Annotated in this window: 18 protein-coding genes, 1 tRNA gene and 2 pseudogenes; 11 read left to right on the top strand and 10 right to left on the bottom strand. The window is 68.1% G+C overall.

Annotated features, from left to right (window positions below; translation table 11 throughout):
* Positions 1-263 precede the first annotated feature (263 nt).
* The 6 genes from BMW99_RS37585 to BMW99_RS43275 form a co-directional block, all read right to left on the bottom strand.
* The gene (locus tag BMW99_RS37585) at positions 264-884 is read right to left on the bottom strand and encodes a TetR/AcrR family transcriptional regulator (RefSeq protein ID WP_069465901.1); all 621 of its coding nucleotides are present in this window, start codon (positions 882-884) and stop codon (positions 264-266) included.
* Between the two features lie 134 nt (positions 885-1,018).
* Entirely contained in the window at positions 1,019-1,456 is a 438-nt protein-coding gene (locus BMW99_RS39690; RefSeq protein WP_069465902.1) for a hypothetical protein, read from the bottom strand.
* 822 nt (positions 1,457-2,278) lie between these two features.
* The gene (locus BMW99_RS37600; RefSeq protein WP_069463140.1) at positions 2,279-2,785 is read right to left on the bottom strand and encodes a GNAT family N-acetyltransferase; all 507 of its coding nucleotides are present in this window, start codon (positions 2,783-2,785) and stop codon (positions 2,279-2,281) included.
* 291 nt (positions 2,786-3,076) lie between these two features.
* Positions 3,077-3,541: a DUF4265 domain-containing protein gene (locus BMW99_RS37605; RefSeq protein ID WP_069463128.1), complete on the bottom strand. Its 465-nt coding sequence runs from the start codon at positions 3,539-3,541 to the stop codon at positions 3,077-3,079.
* A gap of 158 nt (positions 3,542-3,699) precedes the next feature.
* Positions 3,700-4,131: a hypothetical protein gene (locus BMW99_RS37610; RefSeq protein ID WP_075018363.1), complete on the bottom strand. Its 432-nt coding sequence runs from the start codon at positions 4,129-4,131 to the stop codon at positions 3,700-3,702.
* Between the two features lie 41 nt (positions 4,132-4,172).
* Entirely contained in the window at positions 4,173-4,391 is a 219-nt protein-coding gene (locus BMW99_RS43275) for a transposase (protein ID WP_069463130.1), read from the bottom strand.
* Positions 4,392-4,750: 359 nt separating this feature from the next.
* On the opposite strand from BMW99_RS43275, the gene BMW99_RS37620 reads away from it, so the two are divergent.
* The 8 genes and pseudogenes from BMW99_RS37620 to BMW99_RS37655 all read left to right on the top strand — a co-directional run bounded on the left by BMW99_RS37620 (position 4,751) and on the right by BMW99_RS37655 (position 11,005).
* Positions 4,751-5,233, top strand: a complete 483-nt coding sequence (locus BMW99_RS37620) for a DUF4262 domain-containing protein (RefSeq protein ID WP_107451535.1) — start codon at positions 4,751-4,753, stop codon at positions 5,231-5,233.
* A 393-nt stretch (positions 5,234-5,626) separates the two neighbouring features.
* Positions 5,627-6,115, top strand: coding sequence for a DUF1877 family protein (locus BMW99_RS37625; protein WP_069463131.1), 489 nt, complete (start codon positions 5,627-5,629; stop codon positions 6,113-6,115).
* A gap of 258 nt (positions 6,116-6,373) precedes the next feature.
* A pseudogene (locus tag BMW99_RS42530) lies at positions 6,374-6,577 on the top strand (transposase family protein); the annotation flags it as partial.
* Between the two features lie 436 nt (positions 6,578-7,013).
* Positions 7,014-7,652: a hypothetical protein gene (locus tag BMW99_RS42535; RefSeq protein ID WP_069463133.1), complete on the top strand. Its 639-nt coding sequence runs from the start codon at positions 7,014-7,016 to the stop codon at positions 7,650-7,652.
* Between the two features lie 574 nt (positions 7,653-8,226).
* Positions 8,227-8,300: transfer RNA gene (locus BMW99_RS37640), tRNA-Val, on the top strand.
* Between the two features lie 530 nt (positions 8,301-8,830).
* Positions 8,831-9,337 (top strand): RICIN domain-containing protein, encoded by a 507-nt coding sequence (locus tag BMW99_RS37645; RefSeq protein ID WP_141726087.1) that lies wholly within the window; start codon positions 8,831-8,833, stop codon positions 9,335-9,337.
* A gap of 427 nt (positions 9,338-9,764) precedes the next feature.
* Positions 9,765-9,893, top strand: a pseudogene (locus BMW99_RS42540) (IS256 family transposase); the annotation flags it as partial.
* A gap of 164 nt (positions 9,894-10,057) precedes the next feature.
* Positions 10,058-11,005 (top strand): S41 family peptidase, encoded by a 948-nt coding sequence (locus BMW99_RS37655; RefSeq protein ID WP_069463135.1) that lies wholly within the window; start codon positions 10,058-10,060, stop codon positions 11,003-11,005.
* A 41-nt stretch (positions 11,006-11,046) separates the two neighbouring features.
* Here BMW99_RS37655 and BMW99_RS37660 read toward each other — a convergent pair whose 3' ends face one another.
* The 3 genes from BMW99_RS37660 to BMW99_RS37670 form a co-directional block, all read right to left on the bottom strand.
* Entirely contained in the window at positions 11,047-11,484 is a 438-nt protein-coding gene (locus BMW99_RS37660; protein ID WP_069463136.1) for a hypothetical protein, read from the bottom strand.
* Between the two features lie 232 nt (positions 11,485-11,716).
* On the bottom strand, positions 11,717-12,259 hold the full coding sequence (locus BMW99_RS37665) for a DUF6368 family protein (RefSeq protein ID WP_143080615.1): 543 nt from the start codon (positions 12,257-12,259) through the stop codon (positions 11,717-11,719).
* Between the two features lie 121 nt (positions 12,260-12,380).
* Entirely contained in the window at positions 12,381-12,956 is a 576-nt protein-coding gene (locus BMW99_RS37670; RefSeq protein ID WP_069463138.1) for an HD domain-containing protein, read from the bottom strand.
* A 234-nt stretch (positions 12,957-13,190) separates the two neighbouring features.
* On the opposite strand from BMW99_RS37670, the gene BMW99_RS37675 reads away from it, so the two are divergent.
* From BMW99_RS37675 to BMW99_RS37685, 3 genes are all read left to right on the top strand, one after another.
* The gene (locus BMW99_RS37675) at positions 13,191-13,649 is read left to right on the top strand and encodes a carboxymuconolactone decarboxylase family protein (RefSeq protein WP_245791788.1); all 459 of its coding nucleotides are present in this window, start codon (positions 13,191-13,193) and stop codon (positions 13,647-13,649) included.
* 446 nt (positions 13,650-14,095) lie between these two features.
* Positions 14,096-15,310, top strand: coding sequence for an acyltransferase family protein (locus tag BMW99_RS37680; protein ID WP_069464497.1), 1,215 nt, complete (start codon positions 14,096-14,098; stop codon positions 15,308-15,310).
* Positions 15,311-15,808: 498 nt separating this feature from the next.
* Positions 15,809-16,609 (top strand): SDR family NAD(P)-dependent oxidoreductase, encoded by an 801-nt coding sequence (locus tag BMW99_RS37685; RefSeq protein ID WP_218108431.1) that lies wholly within the window; start codon positions 15,809-15,811, stop codon positions 16,607-16,609.
* Positions 16,610-16,711: 102 nt separating this feature from the next.
* Here the strand turns inward: BMW99_RS37685 and BMW99_RS41720 are convergent.
* The coding region (locus BMW99_RS41720; protein ID WP_456049155.1) for an aromatic-ring hydroxylase C-terminal domain-containing protein at positions 16,712-17,064 on the bottom strand (353 nt) is incomplete at its 5' end.

The following is a 17,064-nucleotide window of genomic DNA, read 5'->3' on the forward strand; positions in this document are numbered from 1 at the left end:
GGACGGCCGGGACGGTGCTGGCGCCGACGCCGGCGCCTAGGGCTGGGGGTGCGGACGCGGCCCAGGCGCCAGTGCCGGCGGCCTCCGCGGCCGCGCCGTGTGCGGGCACGCCTTCCGCGTCCTGAGCGACGAGGCCCTGAGCCCTGCGCCCGGAGCCGCGAGAGTCCACCCGGGGACGGCGCGGACGTGCGAGCGTGCGGGCGTGGAAGCGAGGCGCCGGCACTGAGCGGGCCCCGTCGGTCGACCGGCGGGGCCGGCCCGCGTCAGGCGCCGGCCAGTGCCTCCCGCGGCTCGTCGGCGCCCAGCAGGGCACGGCAGTTGGCCCACAGCAGGCCCAGCCGCTCGGGGGCGTTGTACAGCTTGGCGAACAGCACCTGGCCCTCCAGTTGGGCCACGACCGCGCGGGCTGCCTGAGCCGTGTCGGCCACCGTGACCTCGCCGCGCTCCCGGGCCTCGGCGACCACGCCGGCGACCATCGCGACCTGCTCCTCGAAGATCTCCTGGAGCCGGTTGCGCACCGCCTCGGTCTGGTTGCTCATCTCCAGGGTCAGGTTGCCGAACAGGCAGCCCGAGACGGTGCCGCAGGTCTGCTGGCCCGCGCGTTGCGCGGCCTCCGTCTCCTCGAACAGCCGCCGCAACCGCGCCAGCGGCTCCGCGTCCGCGCCGAGCACCGCCGCCCAGGCCTTCTTCTGGCCGGTCCAGTGCTCGTCTATCACGGCGAGCGCCAGGCTCTCCTTGGACTCGAAGAAGTAGTAGAAGCTGCCCTTCGGCACACCGGCCGCCTTGCAGATCTCGGCCACGCCCAGCGCCGAGTAGCCGCGCTGCTCGATGAGCTCCTGCGCGGCCGCGAGGATCTTGTCCCTGGCATCACTGGTCCGTCCCATACGACCAGTTTACGACCGGTCGACTACTCCTCCCCGCGTGATGCAGGACTCCGTGCGGGGTATCGCGGTGTGGCCTCGTGACCGTCTGTCCTCGTGACCGGGTCACCTGGCCGCCGGAGGCCTGGCGCCGGGCGTCACGCCTGGCCAGGACGGCGGGACCGCCGGTGGCACGCCCGTGCGCGGAACCCCGCCGCGGTGAGAGCGGCGGCACTGAGCGCGACGCAGACGAGGGCGATCGCGGTCCCCGGGCCTTCGTCATCGGCGCCGCAGGCCCAGCGGCCGCGGCCCGAGCACACCGCGCCGGTGCCGTGGTCCGACCCCACGGACAGCAGCGACACCGAGGACCCGACCGAACCCACCGACAGCCAGGAGCCGATCGAAGCGAGCGACAGCGCGCTCCCCACGGAGCCCACGGACATCCAGGAGCCCACGGAGCCGATCGACAGCGCGCTGCCCACCGATCCCACGGACAGGACGGACCCCACCGATCCGATCGACAGGACGGAGCCTTTCGAGCACAGCGACAGCGCGGAACCCCCATCGGTGTCGGAACCTGCGCGGACGCGGTGCATACCTCCCATTGTGCGGCGGTGGCCCGCCTCGCGCCCCGCGCACAGCGAGCGAGGGTTCACCGCCGTCCCGGCACGGGTGAGCGCGCTGAGGCAGAGGCGGGGGGCGGGGCGCGGCGCCGGAGCGCGATGGGGATCCGGCGGGAGGCGGCGCGGAAACGGGGCCGAGGACCTGCGCGGGTTCCAGCCGCTCGTAGACGCGGTCGTCGAAGGGCGGGCGCGGGTGCCGGACCGCGCCTTCGCCGAACGACTGGAGGAGCGTGGCCCGAGCAGCGTCGATGACGACGACAGCCTGGTCGCCCTCCTGGCTCTCGCGAGCGAAGTGGCGCGCAGGCGATAGGGGTGGAGCCCTTCGAGACCCAACTGCTGACCGCTGCCCTGCCGAGCCCGTTCGGCGGGGGGATGTCCAAGCCGCCGAGCACGATCGTCGCGGCGGCCGGACGCCAACCACACCCCCCGGGATGTCCCGGTCCGCGTTTCGTTCGCTCTCTCGCCTTCACCAACCCTGAGAACAAGGGACAAGGTGCACAGAGGGGAAGTCCGCGTGCCGGATGGGCGCAGCGGGCATCACTACCGTAGATCAGGCGGTGGTTTGCGGGTCGCGCTTGACGAATCGGTGCGCACGGGCGGCCGCCGTGTGTCCGTTCGCGCGGGTTGTCGCCTTGTGACCCGGGCCTGAACTGCGGGATGCAGAAATGGTCCGGTCCGTTCTGCCCGATTCCGCGCAGAACGACTTTGCACTTTCGGCGGTCGTAGCGGCTGAGGTTCGCGCGGCAGAGTCGACGTCGGCTGCGGTGTCTGGGCGTTTCCCACGACGCTGCGGCGTCAGAGGGTTCGACGCATACAGGTCCGCGGCCACCGGTCCAGGCCGTGGACTGTTTCTCGTCGCCGGACTTCCAGCAGCCCGGGGCCAAGGCTGCTGTCATCGAGCACGGTGAAGCCGCACCGCGTGTAGTAAGGCGCGTTCCACGGAACATCGGTGAACGTGGTGAGGGTCAGCGCAGGCACTCTGCCGACCGTGGCATGATCCGCCGCACGGTTCAGCAGGGACCGTCCGATACCGCGACGTGCGCTGTCCGGACGCACCGATACCTGCTCGATGTGCAGGTTGCCGTCCAATGGTTCGGCGATGAGGTAGGCCACCGGAGAGTCGGCGTCATCGACGGCGACCCAGGCCAGGCCGGCCTCCTGGTAGCGAGCAAGTTCACTGATGGGAAGCGGCGCGTCATCGGCGATCTCCGGCATACCGACATCCCGGAAACACCGCCCGGCGGCCCTTTCTATGTCCTGCAGGAGGGGCAGTTCGTCGACGTGTGCTGTTCGGATTCGCATGGCGCCATTGTCCGTGCCGATCACGTGGTTCGGCCGCCCAGCCTGCCTGAAGCCCAAGTCGTTTCGGCCGACTGGCTCACCTACGAGGCCACCCCGTCCGCCCGCTGCGGGCCGCACCTGGAGGGACCGCATGGCGCACGGCCGGTGGGCGGCCGCCGCGGGGGCGACGACGGACTGCAGCGACACAGGGGGCGCGACCGGCCGGCGAAGCCGCGGACCGAGCAGGTTTGGCCCAACGCCGCAGCGAAGAACCGGAACAAGGCGGCTCTGGCGGTCCGCCAGCTGACCTGCTCAGACGGATGAGGCCGCACGATCTCCGTTGCCGAACCACCACTCGGCCCCATTGTTGCCCGCGGCCCAGGTGTCCATGACCCGCTCGATCGCGGGCAGGCCGGCCGCTCGGCCGACGGTAACGACGACGAACCGCAGGTCTGCCGGTGCCTCAGCCATGCCTGCGAGCTCCCCGACCGCATCTCTGAGCGCCGCAAACGACTCGGGGCTCACGTGCGCGAGTCCAGCTGCCTGAATACACCAGTTCGCGCCCTGTTCCACAACCTCGAACTGGCCGTCATCAGCGATCCGCAGCACGTCACCGGCCGCGCATCCGAGCACCATGCCCGGACTTCCCATCAGTTCGAACAGGTCCGACTGCACCAAGCGGGCCGGCAACACCTCGAACACCGGCTGCCCGGCCGCGGCGTGACCAGCCAGAAGGCGTATGTGGGTACCCGTCGACAGCTGCGGATCGGACATCATGCGAGTGATCGTCCCACAAGCCTCCGACCATGACCCCAACGCCGTCCAAGATCCGAAATCGAAGGCGGGGAACGCTAGAGAGCAGGTCTGCCCACTTCCTGTACATGAGGTGGGGAAATTTCAGGCTTTGGCCGCAGTTCCGTGATCGGGCTTGATCGTCACGATCCGATCCCCCGCGCAAGCCAGGGGTGCCCATCCGGTGAACTGCTTCTCGGTCGTCCAGCCATCACGTAGTCGTGGTACTCATCCTGAACCAGTCCAGCGTTGACCCACCTTCCGCGTACTGCTCCGGCTACTTCCTCGGCGGCTGCGAGAGCGGCGAGTGGGTCATCGCGGGTAGCAACAAGGCGGCCGAACTCCGCTTCCTCGTTGCCCTGTTCAAGAGAAGGGAACTCGATCAGGTCGCTGAAGTTCTCGTGACCGACGTCTTCCAGGATGTGCAAAATGATCTCGTAGTGTGCCTTGGTCGGTCTGACCTCGATGTATCGAATACCGGGACACTCGGGTGAACCTGCCGGGCCGAGGAACTGTTCGACTGGTCGGCCCCGTCTCAGGGCCGCGAGGGCGAAGGTCTCTGCGAGGTAGCGCACGTGAGAAGCGTAGGAGCCAGCGGGGCCGGGAGCGCAATGCCTTAGGGCTGGATGAGGATTCGGGTCCGGAGGAGTTCGAACGAGGCTGGGCCGTACATGGTCCTCTTGATCGTTTTCACGCGGTTCACGTGGCCCTCGATGACATCGGAGCTCCATGCCGGCGTGTGTCCGGCCGTCACGGCGTTCAAGTCCTGCCGGAGGGAGCTTGCGAAGGACCGCAGGGGCGGGCGCTCGCCGGTCTCAGCCTTGGCGAAATCCACTGGGGGAGCATGGTGCCGCGGCGTTGGCGGATGAGGTCCCTGAAAGCGGCGTGCCAGGTTGCAGGTGTGCGTGATGTCGAGACAAGCCAGGCGAACCTGGTTGGGTCATGAGCAGGAACATGCCCCAGAGTGCGCCAATCGACGGGTGGCTATGTAGTTGAGTTTCGGCCTCGCACCGGTTCTGTGCTTCTTCACTGGGTGTGATGAAACCAAGAGCCGGAGCGCTGCTGTCGATGGAGCACAGCAGGCCAGGAGTGGCCGAAGACCTGCAGGATACTGTCACGGGCATGCCTAATGACCTCCCGTCTTGTCGCTGTGTGGTGTGCCATGACTACGGTGATCGGGAAGAGGCCGATCGCATGGACCTGCGGACCGTTGAGCAGGTCAAGGAACATGGGTGGAGCGTGGTGGTGGTGCCGGCCGACGAAGAAGGGCCCGGTTTCGCGTACACGATCGGACTCTGGCACACACACGCGGTGCCCGAGCTCGCCGTGTTCGGGCTGGGTGTCCAGACGATGCACGTGCTGCTCAACTCCCTCGGTCACAGGGCTGCGGCCGGAGCTGCGCTGGAGGGTGGCAGGGAATGCCACGGCATCATCGAGGACCGGCCCGTCGTCCTGAAGCCGGCGGACCTTCGCTGGTACTGGGAGTTCTTCGGGCGAGCGATCTCCTTCTACCGGCGGCCCCCGTTCCCAGTTCTCCAAGCAGTGTGGCCGGATGCAGCTGGCCGCTTCCTCTGGCAGCCGGGGGTCAGCGAGCAATACCAGCAGTCTCAACCGCAGTTGTGGATGAAACCGGCTGAGCATCCGCCCGGCGTGTGGACGGCACTCGCGACTGGTTGAGGTCGGGGGAATCCCGGAGATCACGCAGGCCAAGCGAGCGGGAATCGTGTTGCGTAGGAGAGTGAAGCCGGCGCGTCCGAACAGTTGACGCTTGCGCATCCTAAAAGTTACGTGGAATCTGCCGGGGTGATCGCGTCTCTCCGGTGCAACCACGAACTTGGGAGATGTGTTGAGCGGCACGACGGTCAGGGCGGCGTCGTTCAGTGTGTCTGCCCGTTTTGTGATCACTGAGGCCGAGGGACGCGAGGGGCGGGCGTCGAGAAGGACATCCGGCCTGGTCATACGGCATGAGTGCCTGGCTGTCACTGAGCGGCTGACGGCCCGACAGACGTGCGCGGCCGACCGTGATCAGCTGGACGTGATGAGTCTTGCCGCCCCTGTACGGTGTGCCGTATGAGCCTGGGAGTCCACTTCGCCATCGATGCGGAGACCGCCGGTCGCCTGCGCGCAGCCGCCGCCGACGACGAGGTTGCTGCGCTCGTCGAGGAGATTGAGGAAGAGGGCATCGGTGTCGGCCACTGTGACACCGACAAGGCATGGGACGCCATCCATCGCAGCCTGACCGACGGTTACCTTGGCTACGACAACGGCATCTACCCGCTGAACGCCGTGATCCTGGGCGGCGTACAGCTTCATGAAGGCGACGATTACATCGTCAGCCTGCTCACTCCGGATCGGGTCCGCGATGTCGCCGGTGCTATGGCCGATGTCGGCCGCGAGGCGCTGAAAGCAGGCTACGACTGCATCGACATCGAAGACTACGGGCCGAACTTCGGCCACGAGGACTTCGTCTACACCTGGGCGAACTTCACTGACCTGGTCGTCTTCTTTCGGCAGGCAGCGGACGCAGGAAGCCACGTGATCTTTACGGTCGGCCAGTAGAGGCTTCAGTGCCAGGGCGGTGTCGATCGCCGGCTTGATGGCAGCTCATGCGCCTGAGCCGGCCGAGATGTTCCCGGATCGGGCCGGAACGGAAGCAGGCACGGCCTTCGGGTGAAACATGAGGTGTCGAGTCCCTGATCACCGCAACGGAAGACCGTGCGCTCATCATCGCCCCTCCCTACCGGTCTGGGCCAGCTCGCTGCCGCCCGGCTTTCCGCACCGGAGGAACACTCCGGCCTGCTGGACTGTCTTGCCGCGGTGCCCGATCCGCGCCGGGCCCAGGGCCGTCGCCATCCCCTCACTTTCGTCCTCGCCGTGGCCGCCTGCGCGGTCCTGGCCGGCGCGAGATCTCTGACCGCGATCGCAGAGTGGGCCGCGGACGCACCGACCACTGTGCTCACCGCCCTCGGCGGACCGAGCCGTGAACCAAGCGGCCCAACCGCCCCGGCCGAGGCCACCGTGCGCCGGGTCCTGCAACGCATCGACGGCGACGCGCTCGACACTGCGATCGGCTCCTGGCTCGCCGCCCGCGACCCCGATCGCCCGCCATCCGATCAGGACCCGGTCGAGCAGCCCCGCCGTTCCCTTGCCGTGGACGGCAAGACCAACGAAATCAGCGTCTTCCGGCCCATGCTTGCCGAGTTCGACCTGACCGACACCGTGGTCACCTTCGACGCCCTGCATTTCCAGACCGCGCACGCGCGTTTCCCACGAGCAGGCGGCGATCTGGACGGATCTCGGACGTGCGCCCCGCACGATCGATGCCTACGCCTGCGGGCTGAGCGAGTACCTGCTGATGTGCGAACGGGAGAACGTCGACCCGGTCGCCGCGAACCGCGCGCATATAGCCCTATACGCAAGGGAATTGACCTCACGACCTCACCGTCGAGGGGCCAATGTGGTCTCGATCGGCTCGGGGGCAGGACAGTTCAACGCCACCATCCAGCAGCGCCGCCGCGACGGATTCGAGCAGAGGTACGGCCGACTCCGCTACCAAGTGCGAAGCAGCTACACCGTCGAGGGCGAGCGCCGCGAGGTGCTTCGAGACTGGCACTACGACCTGGGCCAGAACATGTGGACCGGCACTTCCGACGGCTGGTACTTCGATTGGTTCGGGGAACGCGTGGAACGCGTGTCCTCCCCAGTGCGCTACCTGGTGCACACGGACGGACGAGTCGGCGTGGACGATGGAGGCGGCACGTTCCTCGAAATCGCCCCGTCTATCCCGGCACTCATTGAATCCCACGCTCTCACCGACATGGTCTCGACCTGGGACCGCACCACTGCCGAGGTCGACAGCTTCGCACTCGCCGAACAACTCGACGGCCTCACCGACATCCCCGAGGCATCAGGCAGCACCATCCGATGGCTGCTGTCCGATAACGTCGCGGTCGAGGAGTTCCGGACCTGGAGCAGCGACGCGCCACGTCGTTGGCGCGCATTCATCTGGAGCCGAGGTGAATCCGGCCGACGCCAGGTTGAAGTGGCCACTGCCCGAGTGGCGGCCACAGAGCGGACCAAGACAGCCACCAGATGACAACCGCTGCTTGACAGAGCTGATTCCACATATTGGTCCAGTTGACATGGCCTTCGAGGACACCCGAGTTCCAGGGCAGCGTGAACCCTGGCCATGGCTGCGTCGCGGGTATCGGTCAATGCCGGCGGCGAGGGTGTGGAGGCTCGGCAGGTCGTTCTGCCGGACGGCGCCGAGCTATTCCGACAACTGCTCGCCCTGGCGGCCGTTGAGCATGACCGCGAAGGATCTGACGCGGCGAGTGGGCGCATCTAGCTCAGGGATATGTGTAAGGACGGCCCTGAGCTGGAGTTGCTCGGATTCGGCGAACGCGGAGCGGCCGCCGTTCCGCCGGCTCTACGACGGCTGCGGGAAGCACCTGTTGCGGAGTTCAGGCGCTGTGGCGCGGGCCTACTGCGCCGATCCAGCTTGCGGTCGGCGATCACGGCGTCCTTCACGGGGAGCGTCGCGGTGTTCGCTCTGTCTGCTGCTGCCCGGCGGCGCCGCTCCTATGGCGTGGCGACGTGGGCGGTCCGTTTCCGCATTCGAAATTCGAGGGCGACGGAGTGCCCGTGGCTTGTATCGTCGCGAGCGGGATGGGGCTCGTAGCGCAGTGGTCGTCGCGCCTTCACCACATGTGGGAGCACGCCGGTTCGAATCCGGTCGGCCCCATCTCGTTCTCGCCTGGCGGCAGTCGACCCCTTTCGCTCTTGCCTGGGTGCCCAGGTCATTGACCAGCCCGTGACGTCGGTCGCGAGGCGGTCAGGCCCGGGGGCCTCTCACGAACGTCGCCCGCGAGGAGGCGCGCGCAGAGCGCTGCCGAGAAGGCTGCGGATCGCGACGCTCGTGCAGCATCGTCGCGTGCACCTCGCAACGCGCGATTGAGGCCGATGAACAGCAGCATTTGCCTGAGCCCAGACCCCAAGGTTGCGACGACAGAAGGACGCCTATGGCCGGGGGTTGGTCGAGATGGTCGCTGTGATGGTCTGACGTTGCAGCTCAGGAGGACTCGGCCCCGCACGCGCAGGGATCACTCCGCAGCCTGGGAAACGAGTTCCTGTGTGCCGACCTCCGCCTCGCACGTTGTCGACGCCGGAGCGCGGGTTCGCTGACGAGTGCACGTCGAGAGCGTGACTCCCGCGACATGGCATGTCCATGTTTGGTTCACATCCTTAGCCCTTCCGTCCTCGATCCTCGCGATCATGAAATCTCGTAAGACCCTGAGACTGACCCTGCCCATGATGTTCGCCGCGGTCATGCTCACCGCGGCCGGCTCGATGTCCAGTTCGTTCGCGGCGACCGACTGGGTGTACAAGAACGCCTACGAGGGCAACTGCCTCACTGGCTCCACCACGACCAGCAACGTCTGGTCGGGCCCCGGCGACCAGTCGCCGGGCACCTACTGGAACTGGGGCAGTTCATACACCGCCTACCCCAGCGGGATCACCTACCGCCAGCTGAAGAGCGCCGCCACCGGCAAGTGCCTCACCACGGACGACAAGACCGACACGAACGCCGTGTGGCTGAGCACCTGTGACAGCGCCCTCAACGCCGGGCAGTTGTGGAACGGCGACTACAGCGAACTCTCGACCTACAGCGGGGAGAACGACCTGCGCACGTCGGCCAACGGTGATGCCGTCTACTCCACCCCCTGGGGCCAGTCCGGCATCGAGGTCGGGCGATGGACCTGGAACGGCACGCACTACTGACCACTCCAGGAGTGACAAAGGCGCTGCTGGTCCGGCCGCGAGGAAAGCGGACGCGCATGGTGCCCTGACCCGCCACCCAGATCCCGCGGCCCATGTGATCGCCGAGGACGGATGGGAATCGGTGGATTGATGTGCGTGGCCGGGGCCTCTTGGTGGCCAACTGCGGTGTCGAAGCCCAGTCGCCAAGAGGTCCTGTCATGCCGTTGTACGCCCCGGTCACCCCGGCTGTCGCCGCACGAGTTACTCGATGGCTTCGCGCGCAGCGCCCGCCGCGCGAACCCGGGACAGCCGGAGCGGGGGCGGGGCCGGCAGCCAGCCGAGCCGGTGAGCCGGCAGCGGGTCGACTGGTGGGGCGGGGGAGTACGTGCGCGTGGAGCCAGTTCTTGACCTGCCGGAAGCCCGTGCCCGTTACTGCGGCAGGTGCGCGGCGATGGTGTTCAAGCTCGTCGAGTCCGCCCAGACCCGCTGGCGCGCGATCGCAGGAGCACATCTGGTCCCGCTCGTCCGCGCGGGCGCCCGCTTCGAGAACGGCCAGCCGGTCGAGCGGGAGGAAGCCGCGCGAGTCCGACGCAAGCCTCTGACAGCTGCCAGATCTGTCTCCGAGGCACCGGTCTGCAAATCCTGGCCGAGGCGTTGCGGTGACTCGGGCCGACGAGGCAGTCCGGGTGCGACACGGACAATTGGTCGGCCTGGACGAGCAGGAGGCTACCCTTCTCGATCATGCCCACCAATGCAGAGACAGTCGCACTGGCCCTGGACCGCATAACGGCCGGGTACGTGTTCCCCGAGAGAGCGTTGGAGATGGAACGTGCGATCCGGAAGCGGTTGGCCGCTGGAGAGTACGACGCCCTGAACGGCCCATCGCTTTGCGAGACGGTCACCGCGCATCTCAGGGAGGTCTGCCCGGATCAGCACCTGGGACTGCGGTGGCGGGACGAGCCAGCCCCCGTGGTCCTGGAGGACGCAGATCAAGGCCAGGCTGCCTTCCTTGCCCGGATGCGGGCCGCCAACCATGGGGTCCGGGGCTTCGAGCATCTGGACGGCAACATCGGCTATCTCGACATCCGGCGGATCGCCGACGCCGGCGAGGGGGCCCGGGTGATCGGCGCGGCCATGGAATTGGCCGCCGGGACCCGCGCACTCATCCTCGACCTGCGCGAATGTCTCGGCGGGTCGCCCGAGGGCTGCACCATGTGGTGCAGCTACTTCTTCCCCGACGACCAGACGCACCTCAAAGACATCTACGATCGCCTTACCGACACCACACGCCAGTACTGGACCGTGGCGCACCTGCCCGCGCCGCGCTACCTCGACCGCCCGGTCTACGTGCTCACCAGCGCTCGTACCTTCTCCGGCGGAGAGGACCTCGCCTACACCCTGCAGGCGCACCAGCGCGCCCTCGTAGTCGGCGAGACCACCCGTGGCGGTGCCCACCCGACGGGCACGTATCGGCTGGATGAGCACATCTCGATCAGGGTGCCGAGCGCCCGGGGGATCAGCGTCGCCACGGGCACCAACTGGGAGGGAGTCGGCGTCGTACCCGACATCGACGTCCCGTCGAGGCAGGCACTCAAGGTCGCCCGCCAGGATGCGCTGACCCGGATCACGCAGTTGCCTGACGGCGACGTTCCCAGCCCGGCCTCACACAGGACCCCGCAAGTGACCTGACTCCTCCGCATCGATGAGCTCGGCTCCTGAACTCCACCGCCTCAGAGGGTCCACCAGCAGTACAGGCGCAGGTCAGCGGCGCGAGCACGCCTGGCCAGACCGACCAGTGCCTCCACGATCGTCGTTGCCGTCGCGGCATCAAGTCCGAGCACCCCACCGGCTGCAGACCAGGACTCGGCCACGGCCCGGGCCTCCTCCGCCGACACGGAGACCAGGACGTCGAACAGCGTGTCCGACACGGTCAGCACGAACGGGCTGTCGACTTCCTCGGACGACAGTAGTTGTCCGACCCGCGGCCGCTTGCCGGCCTCTTCATAGCTGCAGCCCGTCATGATCGCTTCGAGCTGGGCGAGGGCGTCGACCGGATCGATGTCCTTGAGGAAGATCACGTCCAACCCGACATGATTCGGGCCGCCGGCTTCGATCACAGCGAGGGCGGACACATCATCGGCGGCGGAGAAGTAGTCAGCGTCCGGCACACCCGGATTCTGGCATCCGTCACCGACAACTCCGCGTGCAGGCCGGAGCTGGGGTGTCGCACAGCCCGAGGGGGTCACGCGCTGCCTGGAAACTGTGGGAGGAGATCGTGCCACTCGGCTACAAGGGCAGCTACCGGATCAAGATCCTCAAGCGCCAGATGTTGGGCCCAGCCGGCTTCACGTCGCAACGCAGGCGGATACTGCTCGCGTGAACCAGCCGGCTGATTTCCGGCTACTTCATGAGCCGGAAACCGGGCTGTCGGGCCCACGCACGGAGGAATTCCGCCGAGCCGTACGCGGCGTGCCACGGATCGCTCATCGTTGCGACGATGCCGGGAAGGCCGGCCACGAGGGAAAGCTGATCCTCTCGCAGTTCGGCGTTGGCGACACCACCGATGATCTCCATGACGGCCGCGGTGAGCAGGGCCGTGACGACGTGGTCGACTGGACTGTTGCAGAACGCGACGACGTCGACCGCGTGGGTGGGGGTGAAGCCGATGAGGGATTCCTGGTCGGCTTCGTCGTCGTGCTCGGCCTCGAAGATGCCCTCGCCACCGATCCCAGGCCCCATGAGCGAGACCAGGAAGGGCCGACGTCCGTCCACGTCCCCGGCATCCGTAACCCCGAGGCTCTCCGCGTGAATGTTCAGGTCGTACTCGCCGACCCGCTTCTCCTCGAATCGTGCCGAGGCGCCGAGCAGGAAATCGCGGAGTTGCTGGATCGCCACGCGGGGGACGGCCTCCGCCAACTCGATCACCAACACCGGTCCACTCATGACCCGCAGCCTAACCAGCCGGGAATGTCACCTCCCATCGATTACTCCGCGGCCCGGCGTCACAGCAGCCGAGCCAGAACCACTTCGAGCGAACGAAGCAACCGCGCGGAACCGGGGAACGTCAGGACGAGACGCGGGCTGACGCGGCCTCGGCCACGCGGGCCACGACGGGCCGCCAGTGCTCCAGGCCCGGCACGGTCAGGCCGACGATCTTGCCGGCGTCGTCGCCGCGGCGGAGAGCGACGGCCGCCGCGAAGTCGGGGTCGGTCTCGAAGGCGGCGACCTCATCGGCGGTCATGACGCCGCCCTGGCAGCCGAGGGTCCGCGCGCTCTCGGGCGACAGTTCCAGGTCGGATTCGGTCGCCGCGAGGTACCGCTTCGCCGGGATGTGCAGCGCGACCAGGCGCGCCACCCGCTGCCCGAGCACACCGGCCACGGCCGCCGCGCCGTGGTCGCCGTGGCCCGCCTCGTCGCCGGGCCGCAGCGCGTGCCCGATGTCATGGACCAGCCCGGCCACCTGCAGCTCCTCGTCCTCCGGGAAACGGGTGGCGAGGACGGCGGCGACCTGGAGCCCGTGGTCGAGGATGTCGACCGGATCGCCGCTGCGGTCGGGGGTGTCCCACGCGTCCTCGCAGGCGGCGATCAGCGTCATCAACTCGTCGACGCTCCCCGGGAGCGCGGTCGGAATCTCGTTCATGGCCGCAGGCTGACGTGTCCACGTGAACGAAGGGTGTACGCGGGCGGTCATCGAGGATTCACAGGCGACGTCGGCGCGTCGAGCGCACAACGGCGCGAGGCGCGCCACGCCGGACGGAGTCCGCGAACGGCGCGCCGGGTCATGTCACAGCGCACGGCGGTTCCTCGTCTCGGGGGTGACATGCCATGGAGCGGTCGACGCTCCGGTTCGAGGAGGTATCACGTGGGATCTCGGATGGGTAACCCGCTTGCGCAGGTTCCTGAGTTGGCCGAGGCGGGGGGCGCGTTACTGAAGGCGCTGGGGAACGGTGCCGTCGCGCCCGTGACCATCAATCTGGTGAACCTGCGGGCCGGCCAGATCGCCGGCAGCACGTACGCGACGGTGCGGTTCACGACCGCGCTGCGCGAGTCCGGCGAGTCCGACGCGCGGATCGCCGCCGTCGCGACCTGGTGGGACGGCGACGCGTTCACCGAGTCCGAGCGGGCCGCCCTGGCCCTGACCGAAGCGGTGTTCCAGCCCGGCGGTGCCGACGAGCGCGTCTCGGACGACGTCTACGCCGACGCCGTCAAGCACTACGACGCCAAGGGAATGGCCACGCTGTCCGCGGTCATCGGCCAGGCCGCGTACTCGCTGGCCTTCGCCCTGATCGGCAAGCCCGTCCCGGGCGTGCCGATGGCCGAGCAGTGGACGTGAGACGCGCCCGGTGCTGACACGGCGGCGCTGACACGCCCGCGACGAACGGAGCCGCCCCCGGGCACGTGTGGCCCGAGGGCGGACTCCGTTGCCGAACAGGCGGGTTCGCCCTCGCCGTACAGCCGCGCGTGACGCCCGTTCGCGGTGCGCGCGGTCCGGCCGCGCGCACCCGTGCCGCCCGCTCCGCTTTCCGCCGCCGCGGCCGACCCGTGCGAGCCCGGCATGTGCTCCAGGCAGGCGCGACCAGGTTCCGAGGCCGCGCTCATAACCTCATGTGCGTTCGCCGGGGGACAGTGACGTGGGCCACCGGGTGCATGCGGCGCGATGCCCACCCCGGGATCAGCGGCCTGCCACCGAGGACGTCGACCGCTCGCTCGACCGTCCGCCCGCCCGCGCGCCGACCGCCCAGCCCGCCCGCCGTCCCCGTTTCGAAAGGCAGTAGGCACATGGCAGCAGACCGAACCGCCGTACCGACCATCAGCGGTCCAGCGCAGCGCCGGGCCTCGCTTCCCTCGCTCACCGGCCTCCGGTTCCTGGCGGCCATGTGCGTCTTCCTCTATCACACCTCTTATCTCGCCGATCCGTTGAAGCCGACCATGCCCGTCAGCTTCTTCCGCGACCACGGTGTCGCCCAGCCGATCGCGGACTTCCTCGAGCCGGCCGGACGCATCGGCGTGTCGTTCTTCTTCGTCCTCAGCGGCTTCGTCCTGTGCTGGTCCGCCACGCCCGGTGAGCGGGCCACCTCCTTCTGGCGGCGCCGGATCCTGAAGATCTACCCCAACCACATCGTGACCTGGGCGCTGGCCATGTGGCTGTTCGCGTCGTCCACCCCGGTCCACGCCTACCTGCTGAACCTCTTCCTCCTGCACGGCTTCAGCAACCGGCCGGACACCGCGGTGAGTGTCAACTTCCCGTCCTGGTCGCTGTGTTGCGAGATGCTCTTCTACGCCCTGTTCCCGCTGTTCATCGTGCTCGTCCGGCGCATATCCGAGCGCCGCCTGTGGTGGTGGGCCGCGGGCATGGTCGCGGGCGTCGGCGCGGTGACGGTCGTGACGACGCAGCTCGTCTCCGGCGGCGTCAGCAGCCCGTTCGGCAGCCTGTCGGCGAACCAGGAGTGGTTCGGCTACGAGTTCCCGCCGCCGCGGCTGTTCGAGTTCGTGCTCGGCATGATCCTCGCCCGCATCGTGGCCGCCGGGCTGTGGCCGCGGATCGGCCTGATCCCGTCCTTCGCGCTCTTCGCGGTCGGCTACTGGGGTGCCATCAAGCTTCCGAACCCGTACGACTTCAGCCTCGTCACCATCGTCCCGATCGGCATGATCATGTGTGCCGCGGCCGCCGCCGACATGCGTGGCGAGTCCGGGTGGCTGCGAAGCCGGACCATGGTCCTTCTGGGAAACGTGTCCTTCGCCTTCTACATGCTCCAGGCCCTCGTCATCTTCTACGGCCGCCCGAAGGTGCTGCACGCCCACACGTACGCCACCGTCCCCGCGATCGGGATGTGGATCCTGCTCTTCCTCGCCAACCTGCTCGCCGCATGGCTGCTGTACACCCTGGTGGAGCACCCGATCATGCGCCGGTTCGCACGCAGCAGGAAGAAGCCGGCCGCTCCCGTCGTCCCGCCGCGCACCGCGCAGTCGGTGCCGACCGGCGAAGCCGTCTGACCTCCTCTCCCACGGAATTCGTACTGACGAATTCAAGCGGAGCCGCCTGCGCCGAGTGAGGCACCACGGCACCGCCCCTGATCGCCGCCCGGCAACGCTCGAGCGGCGATCAGGTGTGTCCGGGGCCCTGTCGTTCCGGCCCGGTCCTGTTCCCCGGTCCTGCGCGCCCTGCACTGCGAATTCCTTCACGGTGCACGGCGGAAGACCCGTGGTGGCGCCATGTGGCGAGGGCGGACGAGACGCGTGGCACCGGAAAACAGCTGACAATTCAACGAGTTCGCGACTGAGGACTTGCGCGCCGGTCAAAGCTCCCCGGAGCCCCGGGAACGAGAGGTACGCATGTCGCGTTATGTCGCCTACTGCACAATGCGTATTCGAGTGTGGATCTAGAAGATCTGAGGCGCAGTCATGAAGAGTCGGGTAAAGAGCCGGAAAAGGCGCTTCCCGGCCGGGAATTGACCGCTTCCGGCTGCGTACTCTCGAACAAGGAGCCGCCCTGTGCTGACCCTCGATCTCTCCAGCAGAACCGCACTCGTCACCGGATCCACCGCCGGCATCGGCAAGGCCACCGCCCAGCAGATGGCCGCTGCGGGCGCCCGTGTCGGCGTCAACGGCCGTACCGTAGAACGTGTCGACGCCGCCATCGCGGAGATCCGTGCGGCCGTGCCCGACGCCCAGCTGGTCGCCGCCCCCGGTGACGTCTCCACCACCGAGGGCGTCCAGGCGGTGATCCGTGCGGTGCCGGAGACCGACATCCTCGTCAACAACGCGGGCACCGCGGAACTCAGCCCGTTCACCGAACTGTCCGACGAAGCCTGGCAGCGACTGTGGGACCTGAACGTGATGAGCGGCGTGCGGCTGTCGCGCCACTACGTCACGGGCATGGTGGAACGCGGGTGGGGCCGCATCATCTTCGTGTCGAGCGAGTCCGCGCTCGTCATTCCGCCGGAGATGGTGCACTACGGCGCGACGAAGGTCGCCCAACTCGGCGTCGCCCGCGGGCTCGCCGAGTCCTACCCGGCCTCCGGCGTCACCGTGAACTCGGTGCTGCCCGGTCCCACCCGCTCCGAACTCACCGAACGCTACTTCGCGTTCCTGCAGGAGCAGCACCCGGATGTGGCACTCGAGGAGATCGAGCGCGAGCACCTCGAATCCGCCCATCCGGGATTACTCCTCGGCCGCTTCGCCGAATCGGAGGAAGTGGCCAACCTGATCGCCTACGTGGCGTCCCCCCTGTCCAACGCGACCAACGGCGCCGCCCTGCGCGTGGACGGAGGTGCGCTCCGCAGCGTCGCCTGACACACGCTTCGGCCCAGGCGCACCTCTGAGGTGGGCCTGGGCCGGGGAGGACCGTCGAACCTGCCGCGGTGGCCGCGCACAGCGCGTGGCTGCCGCGGCTTTCTAGTCTTTGTGTGGGGTTCCGAGGTAGTGGGTGAGGGTTTGGGTGAGGTGGGTGGGGTTGGTGCCGGTGTAGGCGATGTAGCCGTCGGGGCGGATGAGGATGGTGTGGTTGGTGTGGGGGTTGGGGGTGTGGGGGGTGGTGTTGAGGGTGCCGGTGATGGTGGTGAGGTGGTGGTGGTAGCCGTGGGTGGTGGTGGGGAGGTGGGTGTTGGTGGTGTGGGGGGTGGTGGTGTGGTTGATGAGGAGGGTTTTGGCGGGGTGGCTGACGGTTCCGGCGATGTGTTTGGCGACGGTGGGGAGGGTGAGGAGTTCGGTGTAGAGGTCGCGGAGGGGTTGGGTGGTGTGGTTGCCGA

Source organism: Actinacidiphila rubida (assembly GCF_900110255.1).
Lineage (GTDB): Bacteria > Actinomycetota > Actinomycetes > Streptomycetales > Streptomycetaceae > Actinacidiphila > Actinacidiphila rubida.